An 18,461-nucleotide genomic window follows, 5' to 3' on the forward strand; every position below is an offset into this window, starting at 1 on the left:
TGTCGTTCAAATAATGAAATCCATTTGTCGATTGACGTGCATCGCGAAAAGCGTGATTTAAGTCTTGCTTGGTTTGATCTAGAAGCGTTTTACGAGCAAGAAAAAGCGCTAGCGTTTAGCTAGCGCAGCACTGGGTATTCATTTAAGCAAAGAGGTTAACTTAGCTCAGCGCGTCTACCACTTGATTCAAATTTTCGAAGCGACGATTAGCAATTTCAAACTTCTGCTCCTGGTATGCGGGTGAGACCAAGTAAGTCACCATATTGGCGCGAGTCGCTGCGGTTAAGCCAGTAAAACTATCTTCGATAACCAAACACTCATCAGGTTCAACAAATAACGCTTTAGCGGCAGACAGGTAAACATCCGGATGCGGCTTACCATTGATTTCATCCTCAGCGCTGCAAATGATACTGAACTTATCCCACAGCTTTAAACGGTCAAATACCGCTTTGATCACCACATGGTTCGACGAGGTCGCCAACGCCACTCTCATTCCACGCTCAATAAAAAAATCAAGAGCACGATAAACACCTGCCATCGGTTCTCCTTCCACACTGATGCAATCACACAAGCGAGTTAAGATCATGGTTTCTAAATCGCTTGGGTCAATCCCTAGTGGGTATTTGTCACACCACGTTTTCGCGATGTCATCAATACGTTTCCCCATCGTCAGTTGCTCACACTCTTGGCGCGTAATGGTGACGCCAAATTGAGCTAGCGATTCAATCTGCGCGGTTTGCCACAGTGGCTCAGAATCGATGATCACACCATCCATATCAAAAATAACGGCTTTTTTATTCATACTTACCTCAAACAGAAAATGTCTAACTTCATACCTTAAAATAAACACCTTAAACGAATCAAAGGCAGTGGATACATCATCGTCGTCAACAAATGGGCTTTTTATCAAGACTTCGCACATTGAGGGGTGCGATTTATGTTCAACGCACAACGAAAAAGCCCGCATTTTGATAGCGGGCTTTATGGATTACATTCTTTTGAGTGGTTTGACGACGCTGTCTAAACCTTCAATCTTCAAGGCCAAACACAACTTTAGAAGATCGCCAAGTTCGCCATTGGGGAAGCCTTTTTTGTCAAACTAAAAACAATCAGCTTTCTTCGGGAAAGATCACAAATTGTATCATTGAGTACTATACATATTCATGTCGATAGTGTCATAAAAAACCAAGATAAACTCTAAAAGTGCTATTCATCAGAATAGCCTTCCAGTGCGAGGAAACGGATACAAAGGACGGAAAAGCTTTCAACAACAGCAAAGGCCGAGATAGTTAAAGGTGCATCCGTAAAGAATTGGCAGAGAATGGTAATAGCCTTAATGCAAAACTATTGCAGCAAACATAAAATGTCCGTCGCTTAGCACCAGTTGTCTCTGGTCGTTACCGCACGGCTCCGAATCAAAAATGGGTGGGTGATATCAGATATTTTGCCACAAGCGAAGGTTAGCTGTACTTGACTATCATCTTTGATCTTTACTCACGACAAGTGATCGGTTGGTCTATGGATACGTGGATGAGGGCTACGCTAGCCTGTGATGTGCTATCTATGGCGCAGTTCCGTCGAGGCTCCCCTGAGTAGGCTTGTTCATAGTGTTCGAAATAACCGATATTACTCAAAAGACTATCGAGGCTGAATAACGAATTACAATTTAAAGTAGCGCATGGTTAGAAAAGGAAACTGCTGGGATACTGGCTGTATTGAGAGCTTTTTCCATTATGTGAAAGTTAAAGCGATCCAATACGAGCGGATCATGACCAAAGATGAGATGCACCAAACGGTCTTCGAGTTCATTGAGGTTGATTTTATTCTTACGAGTAGGCTCAGTGCGCTTAGTTATTTAAGCCCAGTTCACTTCATCAAGCAACATGTCGCTTGATGAAGTGCCCAGTCTGGTTGGAATAGATCACTATTATAATAAACGCATTCTGTGACAGAGAGTGAGTCAGGTCAGTCACTCTCCTTAAACATCAGCTATGCACGACGTTCGGAACTGAAATATTCATACAATACATCAAGTGGCGTATGCCCCGCATGTTCTAACACTCTCGCTCGCAATATCCCTTCTGTGCAATCGGCTAACTCCTCCCAATCTGGATTGGAACTCAGAAACAACTCTCCACAACTGTCAGGAGTGTTTTTGTTCCAGATTTCCTCAATCTGATATTCGAGGTCGCCATTAAAATCTAAATTATCTTCCAGATCTTCAACAAAATTATCCCATTCGTCCAAGGTCATCCATATGCCGCCTGCACCATGAACATTAAGGGAATAAAACTCAAAATCTGGAATATATGGTTTTGATAGGAATGGAGTATTTAATACTATGCCATCAGGATCAACGGCAGCACTTAACTGCTGGTCAGAGCCACAGAATACATCACATTTTAGGAGTCTAGAATAACGCGCGTTGCTTGCTAACTCGTCACTTAGTCCTGCAAATTTGAGCGCCTCAATTAGCTCTTCAGTCCTGATCAGTGCCGACTCTTGTTTTTGCATGGACTGGTAACAATTGAATCCAGCGTTTCTAGCAAGTTGCTGAAATCCTTGATTTAGAGAACATCGCCTATTTTCTAGTGGGATAGTACGAAATTCCGTCTTAAAAAGATCAGATAGAATCTTGGTCGATACCTCAGAGAAAGAGGCATATGCATTGGTTAACATAATCACCTTATAGCTGGCTAATTTACCGAACGCGTCTGATTTTGTTGATACGGCATACCCCAGCATGGATTCATTATTACCAAATAGGTACCCTCATTTTTACAGCAGACGCACCATTGCCATGAGTGGCAAATATGAGTATACAGAATCAGATAAAAATGACAACATATTGTTTTATAGGGTAAAAATAATACTTTTATTTATATTAGTGCATACGATTATGAATAAAAAATAACGAAGTAAATTTATTTACACAGTAGGACTATATTATCGAATAGGAGGTAATTTATGAGGGTTTTATATATAAACGCTTTTTCTCTCTTATACTCAGAGCGTTATATCAATAACAATGAATCAGTTCGCAATGCATACCGATCCGGTCACTATAAAACCACCCTAGATGTCATGGAGTCGATACCACACGATACCCTGTCAGCAAAATTGCTAGAAAGAGCAGCCCTATCGGTAGGAATGTTAATTTATCCAGTAGAGCCTAGAGGAGCCCGAGACCTGCTTATCAATATGCAGATATTCAATAAGGCATCCATAGCGCCCGATATCGACTGGACTGGTGTATTGCGAATGGGGAGCAACAACCATATTGCACGCATACGAAAACACGTTGAGATAGCTCGTGTCAGTGAGTGGCGCAGTTGTGGAGATTTGTTTTATTGGGAATTGAATCATCTTCGAAACCTCCATCTAAAAAGCCCATCGAATAAGGGGGTAACACCACAACTATTACGTCAAATCCGAGCTATCGAACAGGTAAAGTTATGAATGATGATAAACAACAAGAAGAATTTGAAGAAGGCTCCATCAGATTTATGCAAACAATCCTACAGGAGAAGGCGCTAGCCTCTGTGATTATGGGCGAGAACGGCAATGTCGTAGTACAGTATTGCGATAGCATTACCGTGTACAAGCAGGACAACTCTGCGGATCTGGCTGCTAAGTTACTGAAGCTAGTAGCAGAAGCTCAATGCAATTAGAGCTTTGGGAAAACAAAATCAACAGCCTCATGCTTGTTATCACGCACATGAGGCCAATGATGTACCGAACTAGTTTAGCTTAGAGCACAATAATCTAAATAATCAAGAAAACAATTTATCAAATGATGAGAAACGGTGTTCAGCTCAAAAGCTGTTATTTTTTGTTAAGGATGCTTATATATTAATCAATAGAGAGTTTGGTTAACAATTAAATACTGGATTAAAAAATGATCAGCGAAAGGCAAGATTCATGCTAACTATGAAGAACGCTTGGATAACGTGGCTAAAGGTGGCCGTACCCTTAACCTCAAAACTATCAATCCAAGACCTTGAGATCAGAATTAGTATTTAGCTCATCATTCCAGATCGGAATTAGCATTAATCTATCCCTTCTAACTCAGAATTAGCATCTAACAACCCAGTTATAAAGCGGAGTTAGCACCTAGCCCGTAATTGATGTACCGAAAGTAACCAATATATTGGAATAGCTGACAACAAGTATTTTAATGACAAAGATCACACTTTAGACTGAAGAAAAAACACACAAAAAGCATAAAATCAATGAGTTGAAATCAACTCGCGACTTGTATGCCATTATTTTGCCACTTCCCATACCTACTAATCTCTGTGACTATCGCTTCAATACCAGTGAGTAATTGATAAGAATTACGTTGACATTGCTGAACCATTATTCGACATAGCTGAGAAAGTGAGCGTAAGTATTACAACCAAATACTTCCGCACAGTGAAGAAATCACCATGAGTTATAAAAAAATGGAACATTACGAAAAAATTATCATCAAGGGTTTGCTTGGCGGTGGCAGTACTAACGAGGCTTTTTCAAGCCGTTTAATTCAGGGCACTGGAATTGAGAAAGTCGAAAGTGTGAGCGAAATGTGGGCTTACCTCGAAGGTGAACTTCAGCAGAAAGTCATTGATGTGATTGAGTCAGTTTTTTGTGAGGAAATTGATACTAACAATCTAATCAAAGGATTGGTTAAGCATGTTGCGCAGCGGGGTGCCCTTGCTGAATATTATGCATTAGATCTCTCGGAGCGTAGCCAATTTACCGAAGACGAAGAACGTGAAAAAATAATGGAATTATTCGAAGCGAAGAAAAAAATCTGGGAAGAAAAAGAAAAAACGTTCAATGCACATGACTATTACAACGCAGAACCAGAGCCAGACTGTGTAACGTGTCGCGAGTGCCGTACTGATTTTTACGATTACACAAGCGATGCGCGTAGCATTTGGGACACTGGAGCCTGCCTTCGTTGCTACATAAAGGGTGAAGTTCAATGAGCAAAAGCATTAGAAAGTGGGTAGCGATACCAGATCGCCACGATGAATACTTCGACGGTAATTTCAATGAACTTGACGGGTATTATAAAGACGATAGCTCCATGAAAAATATTTATTGCTCTTACAAAGTGAATGATGGTTACGTTGTTTTTTGCGACCATTGCGACACGGAAGTAATCGAAACTGATAGTTGGGCGGACGCTGCAGTTTGTCTTGGTAGTGGTGAGGTTGTCGAAGATGCTTGGGCGGGTTCTAGGTATCACTGCCCTGCTTGCGATACAGTCGGTTACTGGTATCCATCTTGATCGAAAGCTGTCGAATTTGTAACCTTTGGATGCAACCCACAGATATTACGTGTGTGGGTTCATAAGTATCCAGCACGATACAAGCGCTAACATAAACTCCTGTTAAATATTGTTTTTCGACTCACCTTAAAATCTGGGTGAACGCTTTCGCTCACCCTAAATTTACTGAAAGTCTATTTAATGAAAAAAACACATTGGCAACACTCATTGAACTCGCTATCAATGAGGACGTGTCCTCTTTTCTCTTAATCGGTATGTAGTCTTACTCAGGGACAAAAGCGCCTTAGCGCGACTGCTCTAAAACGCTTCTGCCCCAAACCTTTTTAGTATTACCACTTTTAACATTTCCCACAATTCCAGTTTGACCCAATTTATCTTATGATAAGAATGTGTGTGTAGTTGAATAATGCTGTCTCATTCAATTTTAAGCTGGAAGAAAGAATAACTTTGATTAAGGAAAAACATAAGTGATCTCATTGAAGTCAGGTTGTACTAATCTCAACTTTAAAAATATGGAAAAAATACCAAGCAACTATAAGTTTTTGTTATACAACATTCCGAGTAAAGAGAATATTGATGAACAATTAAAATACTGGGAAGAGCTTGTTGGTGATGATCTTCAAAGTCCATTCATAGATGATTTGAACTATATAAAAAGGTTAAAAAGCGACCCCAACTTTCAAGATGGAAAGCTTCCTAGAGGATTAGAAGCTATAGTTCTTCAAATCATAGAAAGTTATGCATTTTGGCATGCTTTACATGAGGTTAGCGATGACAATTTTATTGTTCAAGATAATTACTTTCATAACTTAATTAACGTTAGTATTAATACCATGATTAGTTGTGAACTAGCTAAGCTCTTAAGTCATCATTCAGATGATTTTTCCTTAACAAATATATGGAAAGAGCATGTAAAAGAACTGAAACTGTCTAATATTACTGATAATGAAGAAATTGACTATATAACCCAGGTACTTAGCCGAGATCCTAATGTTCTACCTTCAGAAATGAGAAATTTCACTAACTTTAGAAATAAATCAATAGCGCATAACCAATATGTTTTAAGTGTTGGTTGGAGTGATTTCAAGGTTACAATTAACTTTATATTAAGGGCTTTTGCTATTTTAGATGAGTATTATTCTCCAAATAGCTTTCCTCGCCCCGTTATGCGTACTCAAGATTTATTTCGAAATATTCAGAAAATTATTAAAACTAGCGATATCGCTAAAGCGAAACAGAAAAGGGAAGAGTTGATGAGTGAATGCTTTGAAGCTGCATCAAAGAACTTGATTACTAAGCAAAAAGGGAATTTGAAGCCATTCAATATTTTCAGAGTGAAAGTAACTATCAAGCATACTAATATGAATTGATTTTTATGGATTTTATGCAACATATTTGCTTAAGTTTAAAACGAATTTTATGACAAAAGTAAATTAGCATAGAAAACGATCAATTAGGTCTGCATACTTTTCCTAATCTGACAGATACCAATTAGAGCGATTGACCTAAGTGATTTCTGTCCAGAGACGTTTACGACGCCTAGCTTGGGGACAAAAGCGCCTTAGATTAGTTAACCTTAATTCGTGTTGTAAGGCATATCTTTGGCGCTATTTTAACAGATAAATTAATCTCGGTTTTGCCACTCTTCAACGATTGGCTGCCAGTTTACTTCACGTGGCTCAGTTGTGGAGTTAGACCATACGTTCCAAAAGTCTGGATCATCAGATTGTGGCCTTTGTTCTTCAGTAAGTTCTTTCATTCGAACTAAAACGGGGAGTTCAGAAGCCCATCCGAGTAAAATTGCATGTCGTGATGGTAGTGATGGTAGCTCTCTTAATAATCCCCTCATGTTATCGGGAACAAGCCTATGGACTTGTTCTTGGTCTCTATCATTGCTAATTCTGTGCAATAAAAAAGTATTACATTGAGACAGAACAGTGGGAGATAGCTCAGAAGGTCGTTGGGATGATACTACTAGACCTAAACCAAATTTCCGCCCTTCGCGAGCGATCTTTTCAAAGACTTTGCAGCACACATCAGAGACTGACTGACTCTCACTTTCTTCTTTGTATCGTTTGATAAATGTATGGGCTTCCTCTGCAACCATTACTGTCGGTAATGGTTTTCCATTCATTTTCCTGTATCGTTGAAGAGCTTCAAAAGTCACTCTAGAGATTACTGCTGTTACAAGATGGATAATTTCATTTGGAACGAGTGAAAGGTCGATAACTGTGATAGCACCATGAGTGTCCTTCCCAAGAAAAGTATCTAACCAATTAGTTAAACTGATAGGTTCCTCCGAATCTTTAGTGACGGCACTAATTCGGGTGTCACCTAACATTGTGCGAATTCGAGTCAAAAGAAATTCCACGAATTGCTCTGTTCCTGTTTCTTGTGCTAAAGCTTCGAGATATGCTACGAAGTCATCACCTTCAAAACGAATAGGCGTATCTTCACTTTTCGGGAGAAGTTCTTGTTCATCGCCGCCAAGTGCAACATGAGCTTGTTTTAAGTCAGCAATCAACCTGTCTGTATCACCGACATCAGGCTTAGCAGGCCACTGTATTCCTCTTCTGGAGGATAGATACGCATTTATCGTACTTATTAGGTTATCGAAAGGTTGGTTGTCGATTTTTTCGTTTAGTGTTAAAAGGCTACTTTCCCATGACGTTAAACTTTCAACTAAGCCTTTGGCAGGGCCAGCATTCACATATATCTGCCCTTGACTAGCTAGTTGCCTTATTGAAACGAGAAGTATTCCGCAAAAATGTTTTGCTTGAATTGTTACGTCATCTTCTGACAAAACATCATTTCTCATCGCCCTCAAAGCTCGTCGTAGCAATGGGAGTTGAACTTTTGAACTTGCTTGAGTGAACGCTCCCCACTCAGAACTATTCCATAGCCATGATGGTACTTTAAGATCTAGCTCACCATCATCTGAGTTAGCTTCTACGCGTAATAACTTACCCTTGTATTTTGACTTTGGGCCAAACGCTCGGCTGTACTCCCCATTAGGATCAAGTATTATGAATCGAGCATTTGGGGTCTTTCCCTGTTGTAAAACTGCGTCCAAAGACCATTGAATTAGCCCCGCCACAGAACAAGACTTACCACTACCCGTATTGCCCAAAACAGCTATATGTCGCCCAAAAAGCCTATCGGGATCGATTTTTATTTCTGCATTGTTAGCTAGAGGACTATCTCCTATTTTAACCCTTCTGTTTTCACCTGATTCGATTATTGAGTTTAATTGTTTATCAGTAGGTAGGAGTACTGAATCACCAACCGAAGGAAATGCATCTGTTCCTCTAGTGAATCTGAAGCCATCGTTTTTTCTATCGCTTCTCAATGTCCCAACGGGGTTGATACTGAGCTTTTTTAGTGGAAAAGGTAGATCTATCAAGCCAAAATCTTGCAAGCCTCTTCTCTTTGGATATGGCGAGTGTTCTACTGCGATCCACTCGACTTGACCAACGAGAAACCCATCATCACTGTTTATCAGTACATAGCTATTTATCCGGGGAAAGTTGCGAGGAGAACCTCCTTGAAGAGACACTGAGTCTGGAGAATCAATTTCTAAGGAAACTCTAATTTCACTAGGCGATACAAAACCAACGGTTCCGATTCGTAGCTGCTCTAGTCTTTCTATAGGCAAGTAACTCATAGTGTTACCTCGGTGGTAGTTGCATTACCTGAGTGTTCTGACTGGATAAAGCCTCGCTGCTTTAGTAGTTCGGCCATCTTTATTGATGCTTTATCTATGGCTGGTTTAGGTAGATAGTTATCAACCAAAGTTTTGAGGTCACCTAAATGGTCACCCATTAGTAAAGTGATTTGAGCTTTTCTTCCACTTTTACTAATGAAGTTCATAATTCTTCCGAGCGGGTCACCGAAAGCAATGATGACGAGATGGGTAGATGGAACGGTAAGCATATCTTCAATTACTCGGTTTATATGCTCATCACCAAAGCTATAGCCATACGTGACTAATGTACTGTTTGGACGGCTAGTCGCTGCTGCTAAGTCTCTAAATAGCTCTACATAGGGGTACTCTGCGGTTTCTCTGTCTTTGACTGAATTAGGGTAAATCATTAGTTGTTCATAGCTATTGCTTTCGTGACCTTCTGCTTCTAAAAACGGTTCAACAGAGCGTGCTCCAAAAGGTAAACCAAAGCGCCTAATCGCACCATCTTGTTCGTGCCAATCAAGAGAACCGTGAAGCTTGGTAAAACGAGCCACTCCTTCCAAATATCTTGGTTCACCACGTATTCCCGGAGGGTTATAGTGATAATCAACTTCTAATCTTGAGGATCTAAAAACGGGAGCGATACTTCCAACAAAACGATCTATGAGTCTTAAACCTGCAAGTTCAGCACCAACCTCGATAATTCGGTCGTAGTTCGTTGTAAAAATATGCAATCTATCGCGTGTAGCGGTTCTACTTGCAAAGCTCATTAAGAAGCTCACAAGATAGTTGAAAGTTTCCTCTTTTCGTTTTGGTTCAGCACTTTTAATTAAGTGTTCTCCGTTACTGACAGATTTTGAAAACTCACCTAGACATCGAGACAACTCCCCCTTAATTGCATCTAAATCAGCTTTTAGGTCTCTATAAGCTACAAATGGAGCTGGAGGGTTTTCAGGTTGTGGGTTATTTAACACTGTTAGAATTTCAAGCCCTTTGATAAGTTCATTAATAGCTCTTATTTGATCTTCTATATTTCCTTTATCGCGACCAGCCGCTGTGGCAGCTTTTGTAGCGAATGCATTTATTTCGCTTTGACAGACGGCTAGATCACTGATCCACCCCATTCCAGCAGGAGGCGCACCTGTTGCCGACATTTGAATAGACGTACTCAAACCTGCACCGATCAATAGATTTAAATGTTCGGATTGGAAAAGAGCTGTTAACCAAGGCTCGATATTTTGACGCAATTTCTCTATCGATACTTCGGAACCTTGTTCTCCCCATGTACTATTCGTTGAGAGGGTAAAAGGATAAGAATCACTTTGCTCATTGGGGTTTGGCATTAGCTCAATAATATCGGGAACACTGCCAACTTTAATGTGCTGAGTAGTCATAAATACACTTCTTATATTTGTATGAAAGATATAGTGTTGGGGACACAAACAACTGCCATTAATGTTTACAACTTAAGCCGTTGGCATTGAATCTTACGTCTCACAACTCTCCGAAATCCTCAGCGCATCCTCAATCTCAACACCAAGGTATTCAATCGTGCTTTCTAACTTAGCATGACCCAGAAGCAACTGGATAGCACGTAAGTTCTTGGTTTTGGCGTAGATCAAAGAAGCTTTAGTTCGTCGTAGCGAGTGCGTGCCGTATTGAGTTTTATCTAAACCGATATCAGTCACCCATCGGTTAACCATAGTCGTGTAGTAATGGTAAGAGATTGGTTGCCCTTCACGGCGTGGACTTGGGAACACGTAGTCGGTTGGTTTCAGACCATTCAGGATAATCCATTGAGATAAGGTTTGCTGAGTCTTAGGCGTGATCTCGAAGTGCACTTCTTGATGGGTTTTCTGTTGCTTCACAATCGCTCGTGACATCACGCAGCCACTACGGCTAACGTCTTGTACCTTTAGGTTACGCAAGTCACATGCTCTGAGTTTGCTATCGATGGCAAGGTTAAACAACGCCAATTCAAATAACCGTTCCTCAAGCTCCAACCGAATGCGGATTCGCCAAATGTCTTCCAATTTGAACGCTTTCTTCTGCCCAACCCTTTTTCCTTTATTCCAAGCAGCCATAATGTGCTCCTTACTTCATAAAAATCACTGTTAAGTAAGGCAGAACTCAAGGAAATTTGCGTAGTTACTGGTATCATAAGGCCAATTTTTCGAACTCAAGAAACCCGTAATGAACGAACAAGAACAACTATTCCTGAAAGAGCTGGAAAGCAAGCTCTGGACAGCCGCAGACAAACTCCGTGCGTCACTCGATGCCTCTCAATACAAACATGCGGTGCTTGGCTTAATATTCGTTAAATACGTGTCTGACGCCTTCACGCTTCGCCAAGAAGAACTAAAACAAGACTTCGCTACCCCTGATCACGAGTACTTCCTCGACCCTGAAGGTTACTCGGCTGAAGAGCTTGAGCAAGAAATCGCGATTGAGCTGGAACAGCGCGATTACTACAAAGAGAAAAACGTGTTTTGGCTGCCGACAGAATCTCGTTGGAAGTTCCTGCAAGACAATGGCCCGATGGTCATTGGTGGTGCCGATTTGGTTATTGATGGTAAGACGAAGAAAATTACTTCTGTTGGTCATCTGATTGATAATGCATTGGAAGGCATTGAGCGCGACAACCAGAAGCTAAAAGGTGTACTCAACAAGCACTACGCCTCGCTAAAAATTGATCAGGCAAAACTGAATGAGCTGATTAACCTAATCGCGACCATTCCATTCAATCATAAGTCGCTTAACAGCAAAGATATTCTTGGTCATATTTACGAATACTTCTTAGGCCAATTTGCGCTTGCTGAAGGTAAGAAAGGCGGTCAGTTCTATACGCCTGCATCAATCGTTTCGCTGATTGTTGAGATGATTGAGCCGTTTGAAGGCCGTGTGTATGACCCTGCAATGGGTTCCGGCGGTTTCTTTGTGCAATCAGAGAAATTTATTGAACGTCGCGCTAACCAAAAAGAGATTGACCCGCTAACGCAAAAACAAAGAATCTCGATTTACGGTCAGGAATACAACTACACCACATGGCAGTTGGCGGCAATGAACATGGCAATCCGTGGCTTGGATTATGATTTCGGTAAGGAGCCTGCCAGTACCTATACCAATGACCAACACCCTGATTTACGCGCCGATTTCATCATGGCTAACCCGCCTTTCAATATGAAAGAGTGGAATACAGGTGTCGATGATAATGATCCGCGCTGGGTATACGGCACCCCACCATCAGGTAACGCTAACTTTGCTTGGATGCAGCACATGCTTTACCACCTTGCACCAGATGGTTCTCAAGCCTTGTTACTTGCAAATGGTTCGATGAGTTCAACCACCAACAACGAAGGTGAAATTCGTGCGGCCTTGGTTGAGAACGATTTGGTGGAATGTATGGTTGCGCTTCCGGGACAACTATTTACCAACACCCAGATCCCAGCCTGTATCTGGTTCTTAACCAAAAACAAGAAAGCACGTACCGATAAATCAGGTCGTAAGCTGCGTGATCGTAAAGGTGAGGTGTTATTTATTGATGCGCGCAATCTTGGCTATATGAAAGACCGTGTACTACGTGATTTCACCCAAGATGATATCCAGAAAGTCGCTGACCTTTACCACGCTTGGAAAACAGGTGCGGAAGTAAATGGTATCGCTTATGAAGACCAAGCAGGCTTCTGCAAATCAGCAACTTTGGAAGAGATTAAGAAACACGATTTTGTTCTGACTCCGGGACGTTACGTTGGAGCAGCAGAAGAACTGGACGACGGTGTTCCATTTGGTGAAAAGATGGCAGCGTTAACCGCTAAATTGAGCGAGCAGTTTGCAGAGTCAGCCACCTTAGAAGCTGAGATCAAAAAAAACCTAGCGGGGTTGGGTTATGAAATATAACAAAGTTCCCCTAGGAGACTTAATCACAGTTCTCACTGATTATCATGCCAACGGAGCATACCAAAAACTAAAAGAAAACGTTGAATTGCTTGATGACGAAGATTACGCCTTGATGGTAAGAACGACAAACTTTGAGAGTAATGACTTCTCTGATTCACTTAAGTTTATTTCTGAGCATGCCTATAACTTTCTAGAGAAATCAAAGGTGTATGGCGGTGATTTGATAATGAACAAGATAGCTAATGCTGGATCTATATATCTGATGCCGGATTTAAAGCGTCCAGTATCTTTAGCAATGAATTTGTTTCTTATTAGAGTTGATGAGCAAAAAGCTAATCCCGTTTATGTTTACATTTTCCTAAAAATAAATGAAGCCTACGTCAAGCAATTTGCCAATGGGTCTGTTACTAAAACTATTACCAAAGATGCGGTAAGAAATTTAGAGATATCTCTTCCTCCAAGAGAGGTGCAGAATGAAATTGCAAATCAATATAACTCTCTAAGCAAAAAAATCGCTGTTAATTCTCGTATAAACAAAATCTTAGAAGAAATGGCGCAAGCCATCTTCAAATCATGGTTTGTCGATTTCGATCCGGTCAAAGCCAAAATGAATGGTGAACAGCCTGAAGGCATGGATGCTGCCACTGCCTCGCTATTCCCCGAAAAGCTTGTTGAGTCTGAGTTGGGTTTGATTCCTGAAGGGTGGCCTGTAGATCAAGTCGGCAATCATATTGACGTGACGAAAGGCAAGTCATACAAAAGCGCTGAGCTTCAAGAATCTACGACTGCACTAGTTACTTTGAAATCCTTTAAGCGTGGCGGTGGCTACAGAATGGATGGTCTTAAAGAGTACACTGGTAAATATAAACCTCAGCAAGTAATTGAGGCTGGTGACTTAGTTATGTCTTTGACTGATGTAACACAAGCAGCAGAGATCGTAGGTAAACCAGCATTAGTTATTGATGCACCACAATATGACACGCTGGTTGCATCGCTTGATGTAGCGATACTACGCCCAAAAGAAACTGATGCTAAGCAATACTTTTATGGACTAATGAGCACCTATCGTTTTCACCGCTATGCAGAGAGCTTTGCTACGGGGACAACTGTATTGCACTTATCTCCAAAAGGAATCACTACGTTTGAGTTTGCCTGTCCAAGTGCCGAGTTAGTTAAGAAATACCACGAGTTTGCTGCACCAATTTTCGCTAAGATCGAAGCAAACATTCTGGAGTCACAAGAGTTAGCCAAGCTACGCGACACGCTACTTCCTAAATTGCTTTCCGGCGAAATCGAGTTAGGACAAGCTCAAGAATTAGCAGAGGTCGAATAATGGCAACCCGAGTAGAAATGATTATCGAAACGCTCAAGGCGAACCCCGACAAGAAGTTTACTGCTCGGGATTTAGCCAAAGAATTTGTGCTTCGATATCCAGAAGAAATTGCTGAGAAGCAAGCAAACCCGCGATACAACACCGAAGAAAAGCTGATTGCCCAGCTCGCGGCAGAAATTGGTGGGGAACGTACTGAAAGAGCGAAAATAGTTTGTCCTAATGTCGCCACTCGTGACAAACCAAGACCTCGGGTTTATTACTGGGAGCAGAAGCCTACACCTGCTCATCAGGGAGATGATCTTAGCGATGCAGATGAATCAGACATCGATACGCCTCTCGTGCCGCAAAGCTTAAGCGAACACGATCTCTACCCAATGTTGATTGAGTACCTTAGCAAGGATCTGGGCCTTTACTGTCAGCGTATTGACGAGCGTAAATCTAAAAACTCTCATGGCAACGGTGGCAATCACTGGTTACATCCGGATGTGGTGGCGTTAGAGCCGCTCGACCAAGGTTGGGATGAAATTGTGAGAAGCTGTGTGCGCAGCGGTAATCACAGCTCGGTTCGACTTTGGTCTTTTGAGGTGAAGAAACATCTTACCAAAGGCAATGTACGAAAATACTTTTTCCAAGCCGTATCGAATTCGAGTTGGGCCAATTTCGGCTACCTTGTTGCCACAGGCTTAAATAGCGACGTTGAAGGTGAGTTGCAAATGTTGTCGAGCTTACACGGGATCGGCGTGCTGATTCTGGATACTGAATCTTTGTTTGATAGCCAAATACTCATTCCAGCTCAAGAGAGAGTCAACGTGGATTGGCAATCTGCAAACCGAATCGTCTCTGAAAATAGGGATTTCCACCATTACATTGAGCAGGTTGGCATTTATAACCAAACCGGACGGTTGATTAAGAGCGCATGGAATAAATAATAAGGATAAAGGCTTAATGATTACTGAAGACCAACTAGAACAACAATGCCTCGATTGGTTTAAAGAGCTAGGCTACCAATACCAAAATGGCTATGACATCGCACCAGATGGTGATACGCCTGAACGTGAAAACTATCAGCAAGTCACGCTACAGGCGCGTTTAGTCTCTGCCTTGGAAACCTTAAACCCAAATGTGCCCAGTGACACCTTAATCGAAGTAGCGAAAATCGTTGCCACACCGCAAACGCCTGTACTGATTAAAAACAACAAACTCTTTCACCAATATTTAATCGAAGGTGTGCCTGTTGAATACTCGGTAATGGAGCAAGAACAATGGGTGACCAAGCATACTCATGTTCGATTAATTGATTTTGAGAACCGCGAGAATAACGAATTCTTAGCGGTCAATCAGTTCACCATTACAGGCACCAAGGTCAATCGCAGGCCAGATGTGATTGTCTTTATCAATGGCTTGCCTTTGGCAGTGATAGAGCTGAAAAACCCAGCCGATGATCACGCCGATATTTGGAATGCTTACAATCAAATTCAAACTTATAAAGAAGAAATCGCTGATCTCTTTGTGTTCAATGAAGCGCTGGTCATTTCAGATGGATGGACGGCGCGAGTCGGCTCGTTAACGGCTAATAAAGAACGTTTCTTGCCATGGAAGACGATAGAGAGTGAAGACGACAAGCCACTACTCGAATTCCAATTAGAAACCATAGTGCGTGGCTTCTTTAAGCCAGAATTGCTGCTCGATTACATTCGCTACTTCGTATTGTTCGAAAATGATAGCGACAAGATCATCAAAAAAATCGCAGGTTATCACCAATTCCATGCCGTCCGAGCTGCTGTTAAGGCAACCGTCACGGCTGCCACAACGTCTGACCAAATTACTGAGCCAAGGGCAAATTACGCCAATACCGTGGTGCCCGGAAGTAAAAAAGCGGGCGTGGTTTGGCATACTCAGGGAAGTGGAAAAAGCATTTCGATGGTCTGTTACGCAAGTAAATTGCTGCAACAACCAGAAATGAATAACCCAACCTTAGTAGTGGTTACCGACCGTAATGACCTAGACGGCCAGCTATTCAATACCTTCACCATGGCGCAAGAAACGTTGAAGCAAATCCCTCAGCAGGCTGAAGATCGTGATTCATTACGCGATTTACTGCTCAATCGTCAATCCGGTGGCATCATCTTCACAACCGTACAAAAGTTTGCGCTGCTCGATGAAGAAATGGCACATCCGATTCTTTCTGAGCGCTCGAATATCGTGGTGGTTTCCGATGAGGCACACCGTAGCCAGTATGGCAATAAAGCTCGCTTAGTAGATGTTAAAGACGCAGATGGCAATGTGATTGATCAGCGTTATGTTTATGGTTACTCCAAATACATGCGTGACGCGCTGCCAAATGCCGCTTTTATTGGTTTTACAGGTACACCGATATCGATGGACGATAAAGACACTCGCGGTGTCTTTGGTGATTATGTTTCTATCTACGATATTCAAGACGCGGTCGATGATGGCGCGACAGTGCCGATTTATTACGAATCTCGCTTAGCCAAGCTCGATATTAATCAAGATGAAATCGAAGCGCTTAACGATCAGGTCGAAGAGGAAATTGGCGAAGACGAAGAAACGGAAAGTCGCGAGAAAATAAAATCGCAGTGGTCAGCACTTGAGAAACTGGTTGGTGCAGAGCCGCGAATCAAACAAGTTGCCCAAGATTTGGTAGAGCATTTTACGACTCGCTGTGAAACCTTTCCGGGCAAAGCGATGATTGTTGCCATGAGTCGCGAGATTTGTGTGGATTTATACGATGCCATCGTGGCTATCAAACCCGAATGGCATAACGAAGATCCAAACAAAGGCGCGATCAAAATCGTCATGACAGGCAGCGCCGCTGATAAAGCAAAAATGCAGCCTCATATCCATGATAAGAAAACCAAGAAGTTATTCGAGAAACGCTACAAAGATACCGATGACGAATTGCAATTGGTTATTGTGCGCGATATGTGGTTAACAGGCTTTGATGCACCTTGCTGCCATACCATGTATATCGACAAGCCAATGAAAGGCCATAATCTTATGCAAGCGATAGCGCGTGTGAACCGCGTGTTTAAGGATAAGCCCGGAGGTTTGGTTGTTGACTATATTGGTATTGCCAATGAGCTTAAAAACGCACTTAAGACCTATACCAACAGTCAAGGGAAAGGTCAGCCCACCGTCGACACCGCCGAAGCTTTCGCTGTCTTCATGGAAAAAATAGACGTGATTCGCGGTATGTTTGCCACGCCCGTCGATGGTGATGTATTCAACTATCGTCCAGATTTTGAAACCAAACCTCTGCAACTGCTTCCGGGAGCCGTGAACCATATATCTGGTCTCTCACACCGCAACAGCAAAGGCGAAGAAGTTCGTGATGGTAAACGCCGCTTCCTAGATGTCATGGCTGCACTGATGAAAGCGTTCTCGCTATGTAATACCTTGGATGAAGTGGACGGCTATAAGAGCGAAATTGCCTTTTATGGAGCGATTAAAACAGCATTCCTAAAACATTCTACGGTTGACAAAAAACGCAGCGACGAACTACGCAACTCTGCTTTGCGCCAGATCCTCAACAATGCCATTGTGGCAGATGGAGTCGATGACATCTTCAAAACCGTTGGCTTAGATAAGCCCAATATTGGCTTGCTCTCTCCTGAGTTTTTGGAAGATGTTGCCAATATGAAAGAGAAGAATTTAGCCGTAGAACTGCTAGAAAAACTGCTGCGCGACGAAGTGAAAGCAAGAATGAAAAACGATGTGGTGCAAGAGAAAAAATACTCAGAGCGCATCATGGAATCGCTGCGCAAATACCATAACCGTAGTATTGAAACCGCACAGGTAATAGAAGAACTGATCCAGTGGGCCAAAGAAATGCAGGCGGATAGCGAGATGATGGAAAAGCTCAACCTGTCTACCGATGAAATTGCATTTTACCGTGCATTGGTCACCAACGAAGCTTCTGTGCGTACCTTAGGCGACGATAACCTGCGTCAACTCGCCATTGAACTCACTCACCAACTGCGTAAGTCCGCTACGGTAGACTGGCAGAAACGTGAGAGTGTGCGAGCAAGGATGCGTAACCTTGTACGTCGTTTATTGCGTCGCTGGAAGTACCCACCTGATGCCGCTGAAGAGGCGATTAAGCTGGTTCTGGATCAAGCAGAAGTATTGGCTGATGGGTGGTATAAGTAACTAAAAAGGCAAGGTAAACCCTTGCCTTTTTATATGGGCTAATTTAGGAATCACTCAGAAATTTTTAAAGTCTCTGAATTTTTCACTAGTGAAAAACT

At 42.1% G+C, this 18,461-nt stretch carries 14 protein-coding genes and 2 pseudogenes; 10 read left to right on the forward strand and 6 right to left on the reverse strand.

The window, feature by feature from the left end:
• Positions 1–160: 160 nt before the first annotated feature.
• Positions 161–802 (reverse strand): hexitol phosphatase HxpB, encoded by a 642-nt coding sequence (hxpB, locus tag ACFFUV_RS10360; RefSeq protein ID WP_390192157.1) that lies wholly within the window; start codon positions 800–802, stop codon positions 161–163.
• Positions 803–988: 186 nt separating this feature from the next.
• Positions 989–1,099 (reverse strand): annotated as a pseudogene (locus ACFFUV_RS10365) (putative quorum-sensing-regulated virulence factor); the annotation flags it as partial.
• A 134-nt stretch (positions 1,100–1,233) separates the two neighbouring features.
• Between ACFFUV_RS10365 and ACFFUV_RS10370 the strand changes: the two are divergent.
• Positions 1,234–1,894 (forward strand): annotated as a pseudogene (locus ACFFUV_RS10370) (DDE-type integrase/transposase/recombinase); the annotation flags it as partial.
• A 95-nt stretch (positions 1,895–1,989) separates the two neighbouring features.
• Here ACFFUV_RS10370 and ACFFUV_RS10375 read toward each other — a convergent pair.
• Positions 1,990–2,679, reverse strand: a complete 690-nt coding sequence (locus ACFFUV_RS10375; protein ID WP_390192160.1) for a hypothetical protein — start codon at positions 2,677–2,679, stop codon at positions 1,990–1,992.
• A 288-nt stretch (positions 2,680–2,967) separates the two neighbouring features.
• Here ACFFUV_RS10375 and ACFFUV_RS10380 point away from each other — a divergent pair, with 288 nt between their 5' ends.
• The 5 genes from ACFFUV_RS10380 (at position 2,968) to ACFFUV_RS10400 (ending at position 6,648) form a co-directional block, all read left to right on the forward strand.
• A complete protein-coding gene (locus ACFFUV_RS10380; RefSeq protein WP_321274449.1) occupies positions 2,968–3,459 on the forward strand; it encodes a hypothetical protein in 492 nt (163 codons plus the stop codon).
• Positions 3,456–3,671 (forward strand): hypothetical protein, encoded by a 216-nt coding sequence (locus ACFFUV_RS10385; RefSeq protein WP_069497429.1) that lies wholly within the window; start codon positions 3,456–3,458, stop codon positions 3,669–3,671. Before ACFFUV_RS10380 ends, ACFFUV_RS10385 begins: the two co-directional genes overlap by 4 nt.
• Positions 3,672–4,430: 759 nt before the next feature.
• Positions 4,431–4,973, forward strand: a complete 543-nt coding sequence (locus ACFFUV_RS10390) for a hypothetical protein (protein WP_024701657.1) — start codon at positions 4,431–4,433, stop codon at positions 4,971–4,973.
• On the forward strand, positions 4,970–5,278 hold the full coding sequence (locus ACFFUV_RS10395) for a hypothetical protein (protein WP_390192162.1): 309 nt from the start codon (positions 4,970–4,972) through the stop codon (positions 5,276–5,278). Before ACFFUV_RS10390 ends, ACFFUV_RS10395 begins: the two co-directional genes overlap by 4 nt.
• A 467-nt stretch (positions 5,279–5,745) precedes the next feature.
• Positions 5,746–6,648: a hypothetical protein gene (locus ACFFUV_RS10400; RefSeq protein ID WP_390192164.1), complete on the forward strand. Its 903-nt coding sequence runs from the start codon at positions 5,746–5,748 to the stop codon at positions 6,646–6,648.
• Positions 6,649–6,902: 254 nt separating this feature from the next.
• On the opposite strand, the gene ACFFUV_RS10405 is transcribed toward ACFFUV_RS10400, so the two are convergent.
• The 3 genes from ACFFUV_RS10405 to ACFFUV_RS10415 form a co-directional block, all read right to left on the reverse strand.
• Positions 6,903–8,942, reverse strand: a complete 2,040-nt coding sequence (locus ACFFUV_RS10405) for an ATP-binding protein (protein WP_014232713.1) — start codon at positions 8,940–8,942, stop codon at positions 6,903–6,905.
• Positions 8,939–10,357: an SIR2 family protein gene (locus ACFFUV_RS10410; RefSeq protein ID WP_014232712.1), complete on the reverse strand. Its 1,419-nt coding sequence runs from the start codon at positions 10,355–10,357 to the stop codon at positions 8,939–8,941. Before ACFFUV_RS10410 ends, ACFFUV_RS10405 begins: the two co-directional genes overlap by 4 nt.
• Positions 10,358–10,450: 93 nt before the next feature.
• Positions 10,451–11,047 (reverse strand): tyrosine-type recombinase/integrase, encoded by a 597-nt coding sequence (locus tag ACFFUV_RS10415; RefSeq protein ID WP_130545510.1) that lies wholly within the window; start codon positions 11,045–11,047, stop codon positions 10,451–10,453.
• Between the two features lie 109 nt (positions 11,048–11,156).
• Here ACFFUV_RS10415 and ACFFUV_RS10420 point away from each other — a divergent pair, with 109 nt between their 5' ends.
• The 4 genes from ACFFUV_RS10420 to ACFFUV_RS10435 are packed head-to-tail and all read left to right on the forward strand — an operon-like array spanning position 11,157 to position 18,363.
• Complete coding sequence (locus ACFFUV_RS10420) at positions 11,157–12,860, forward strand: class I SAM-dependent DNA methyltransferase (protein WP_130545509.1); 1,704 nt, start codon at positions 11,157–11,159, stop codon at positions 12,858–12,860.
• A complete protein-coding gene (locus ACFFUV_RS10425; RefSeq protein ID WP_390192167.1) occupies positions 12,850–14,193 on the forward strand; it encodes a restriction endonuclease subunit S in 1,344 nt (447 codons plus the stop codon). Before ACFFUV_RS10420 ends, ACFFUV_RS10425 begins: the two co-directional genes overlap by 11 nt.
• A complete protein-coding gene (locus ACFFUV_RS10430) occupies positions 14,193–15,122 on the forward strand; it encodes a COG2958 family protein (protein WP_193295504.1) in 930 nt (309 codons plus the stop codon). Before ACFFUV_RS10425 ends, ACFFUV_RS10430 begins: the two co-directional genes overlap by 1 nt.
• 16 nt (positions 15,123–15,138) lie before the next feature.
• Entirely contained in the window at positions 15,139–18,363 is a 3,225-nt protein-coding gene (locus ACFFUV_RS10435) for a type I restriction endonuclease subunit R (RefSeq protein ID WP_390192171.1), read from the forward strand.
• Positions 18,364–18,461: the final 98 nt, after the last annotated feature.

Source organism: Vibrio olivae, assembly GCF_042428525.1.
GTDB classification, from domain to species: Bacteria; Pseudomonadota; Gammaproteobacteria; order Enterobacterales; family Vibrionaceae; genus Vibrio; species Vibrio olivae.

Excerpts from the sequence above, each read along its gene's own strand:
- hxpB (WP_390192157.1), bottom strand. The coding sequence starts at position 802 with ATGAATAAAAAAGCCGTTATTTTTGATATGGATGGTGTGATCATCGAT.
- ACFFUV_RS10375 (WP_390192160.1), bottom strand. The coding sequence starts at position 2,679 with ATGTTAACCAATGCATATGCCTCTTTCTCTGAGGTATCGACCAAGATT.
- ACFFUV_RS10380 (WP_321274449.1), top strand. The coding sequence starts at position 2,968 with ATGAGGGTTTTATATATAAACGCTTTTTCTCTCTTATACTCAGAGCGT.
- ACFFUV_RS10385 (WP_069497429.1), top strand. The coding sequence starts at position 3,456 with ATGAATGATGATAAACAACAAGAAGAATTTGAAGAAGGCTCCATCAGA.
- ACFFUV_RS10390 (WP_024701657.1), top strand. The coding sequence starts at position 4,431 with ATGAGTTATAAAAAAATGGAACATTACGAAAAAATTATCATCAAGGGT.
- ACFFUV_RS10395 (WP_390192162.1), top strand. The coding sequence starts at position 4,970 with ATGAGCAAAAGCATTAGAAAGTGGGTAGCGATACCAGATCGCCACGAT.
- ACFFUV_RS10405 (WP_014232713.1), bottom strand. The coding sequence starts at position 8,942 with ATGAGTTACTTGCCTATAGAAAGACTAGAGCAGCTACGAATCGGAACC.
- ACFFUV_RS10410 (WP_014232712.1), bottom strand. The coding sequence starts at position 10,357 with ATGACTACTCAGCACATTAAAGTTGGCAGTGTTCCCGATATTATTGAG.
- ACFFUV_RS10415 (WP_130545510.1), bottom strand. The coding sequence starts at position 11,047 with ATGGCTGCTTGGAATAAAGGAAAAAGGGTTGGGCAGAAGAAAGCGTTC.
- ACFFUV_RS10420 (WP_130545509.1), top strand. The coding sequence starts at position 11,157 with ATGAACGAACAAGAACAACTATTCCTGAAAGAGCTGGAAAGCAAGCTC.
- ACFFUV_RS10425 (WP_390192167.1), top strand. The coding sequence starts at position 12,850 with ATGAAATATAACAAAGTTCCCCTAGGAGACTTAATCACAGTTCTCACT.
- ACFFUV_RS10430 (WP_193295504.1), top strand. The coding sequence starts at position 14,193 with ATGGCAACCCGAGTAGAAATGATTATCGAAACGCTCAAGGCGAACCCC.
- ACFFUV_RS10435 (WP_390192171.1), top strand. The coding sequence starts at position 15,139 with ATGATTACTGAAGACCAACTAGAACAACAATGCCTCGATTGGTTTAAA.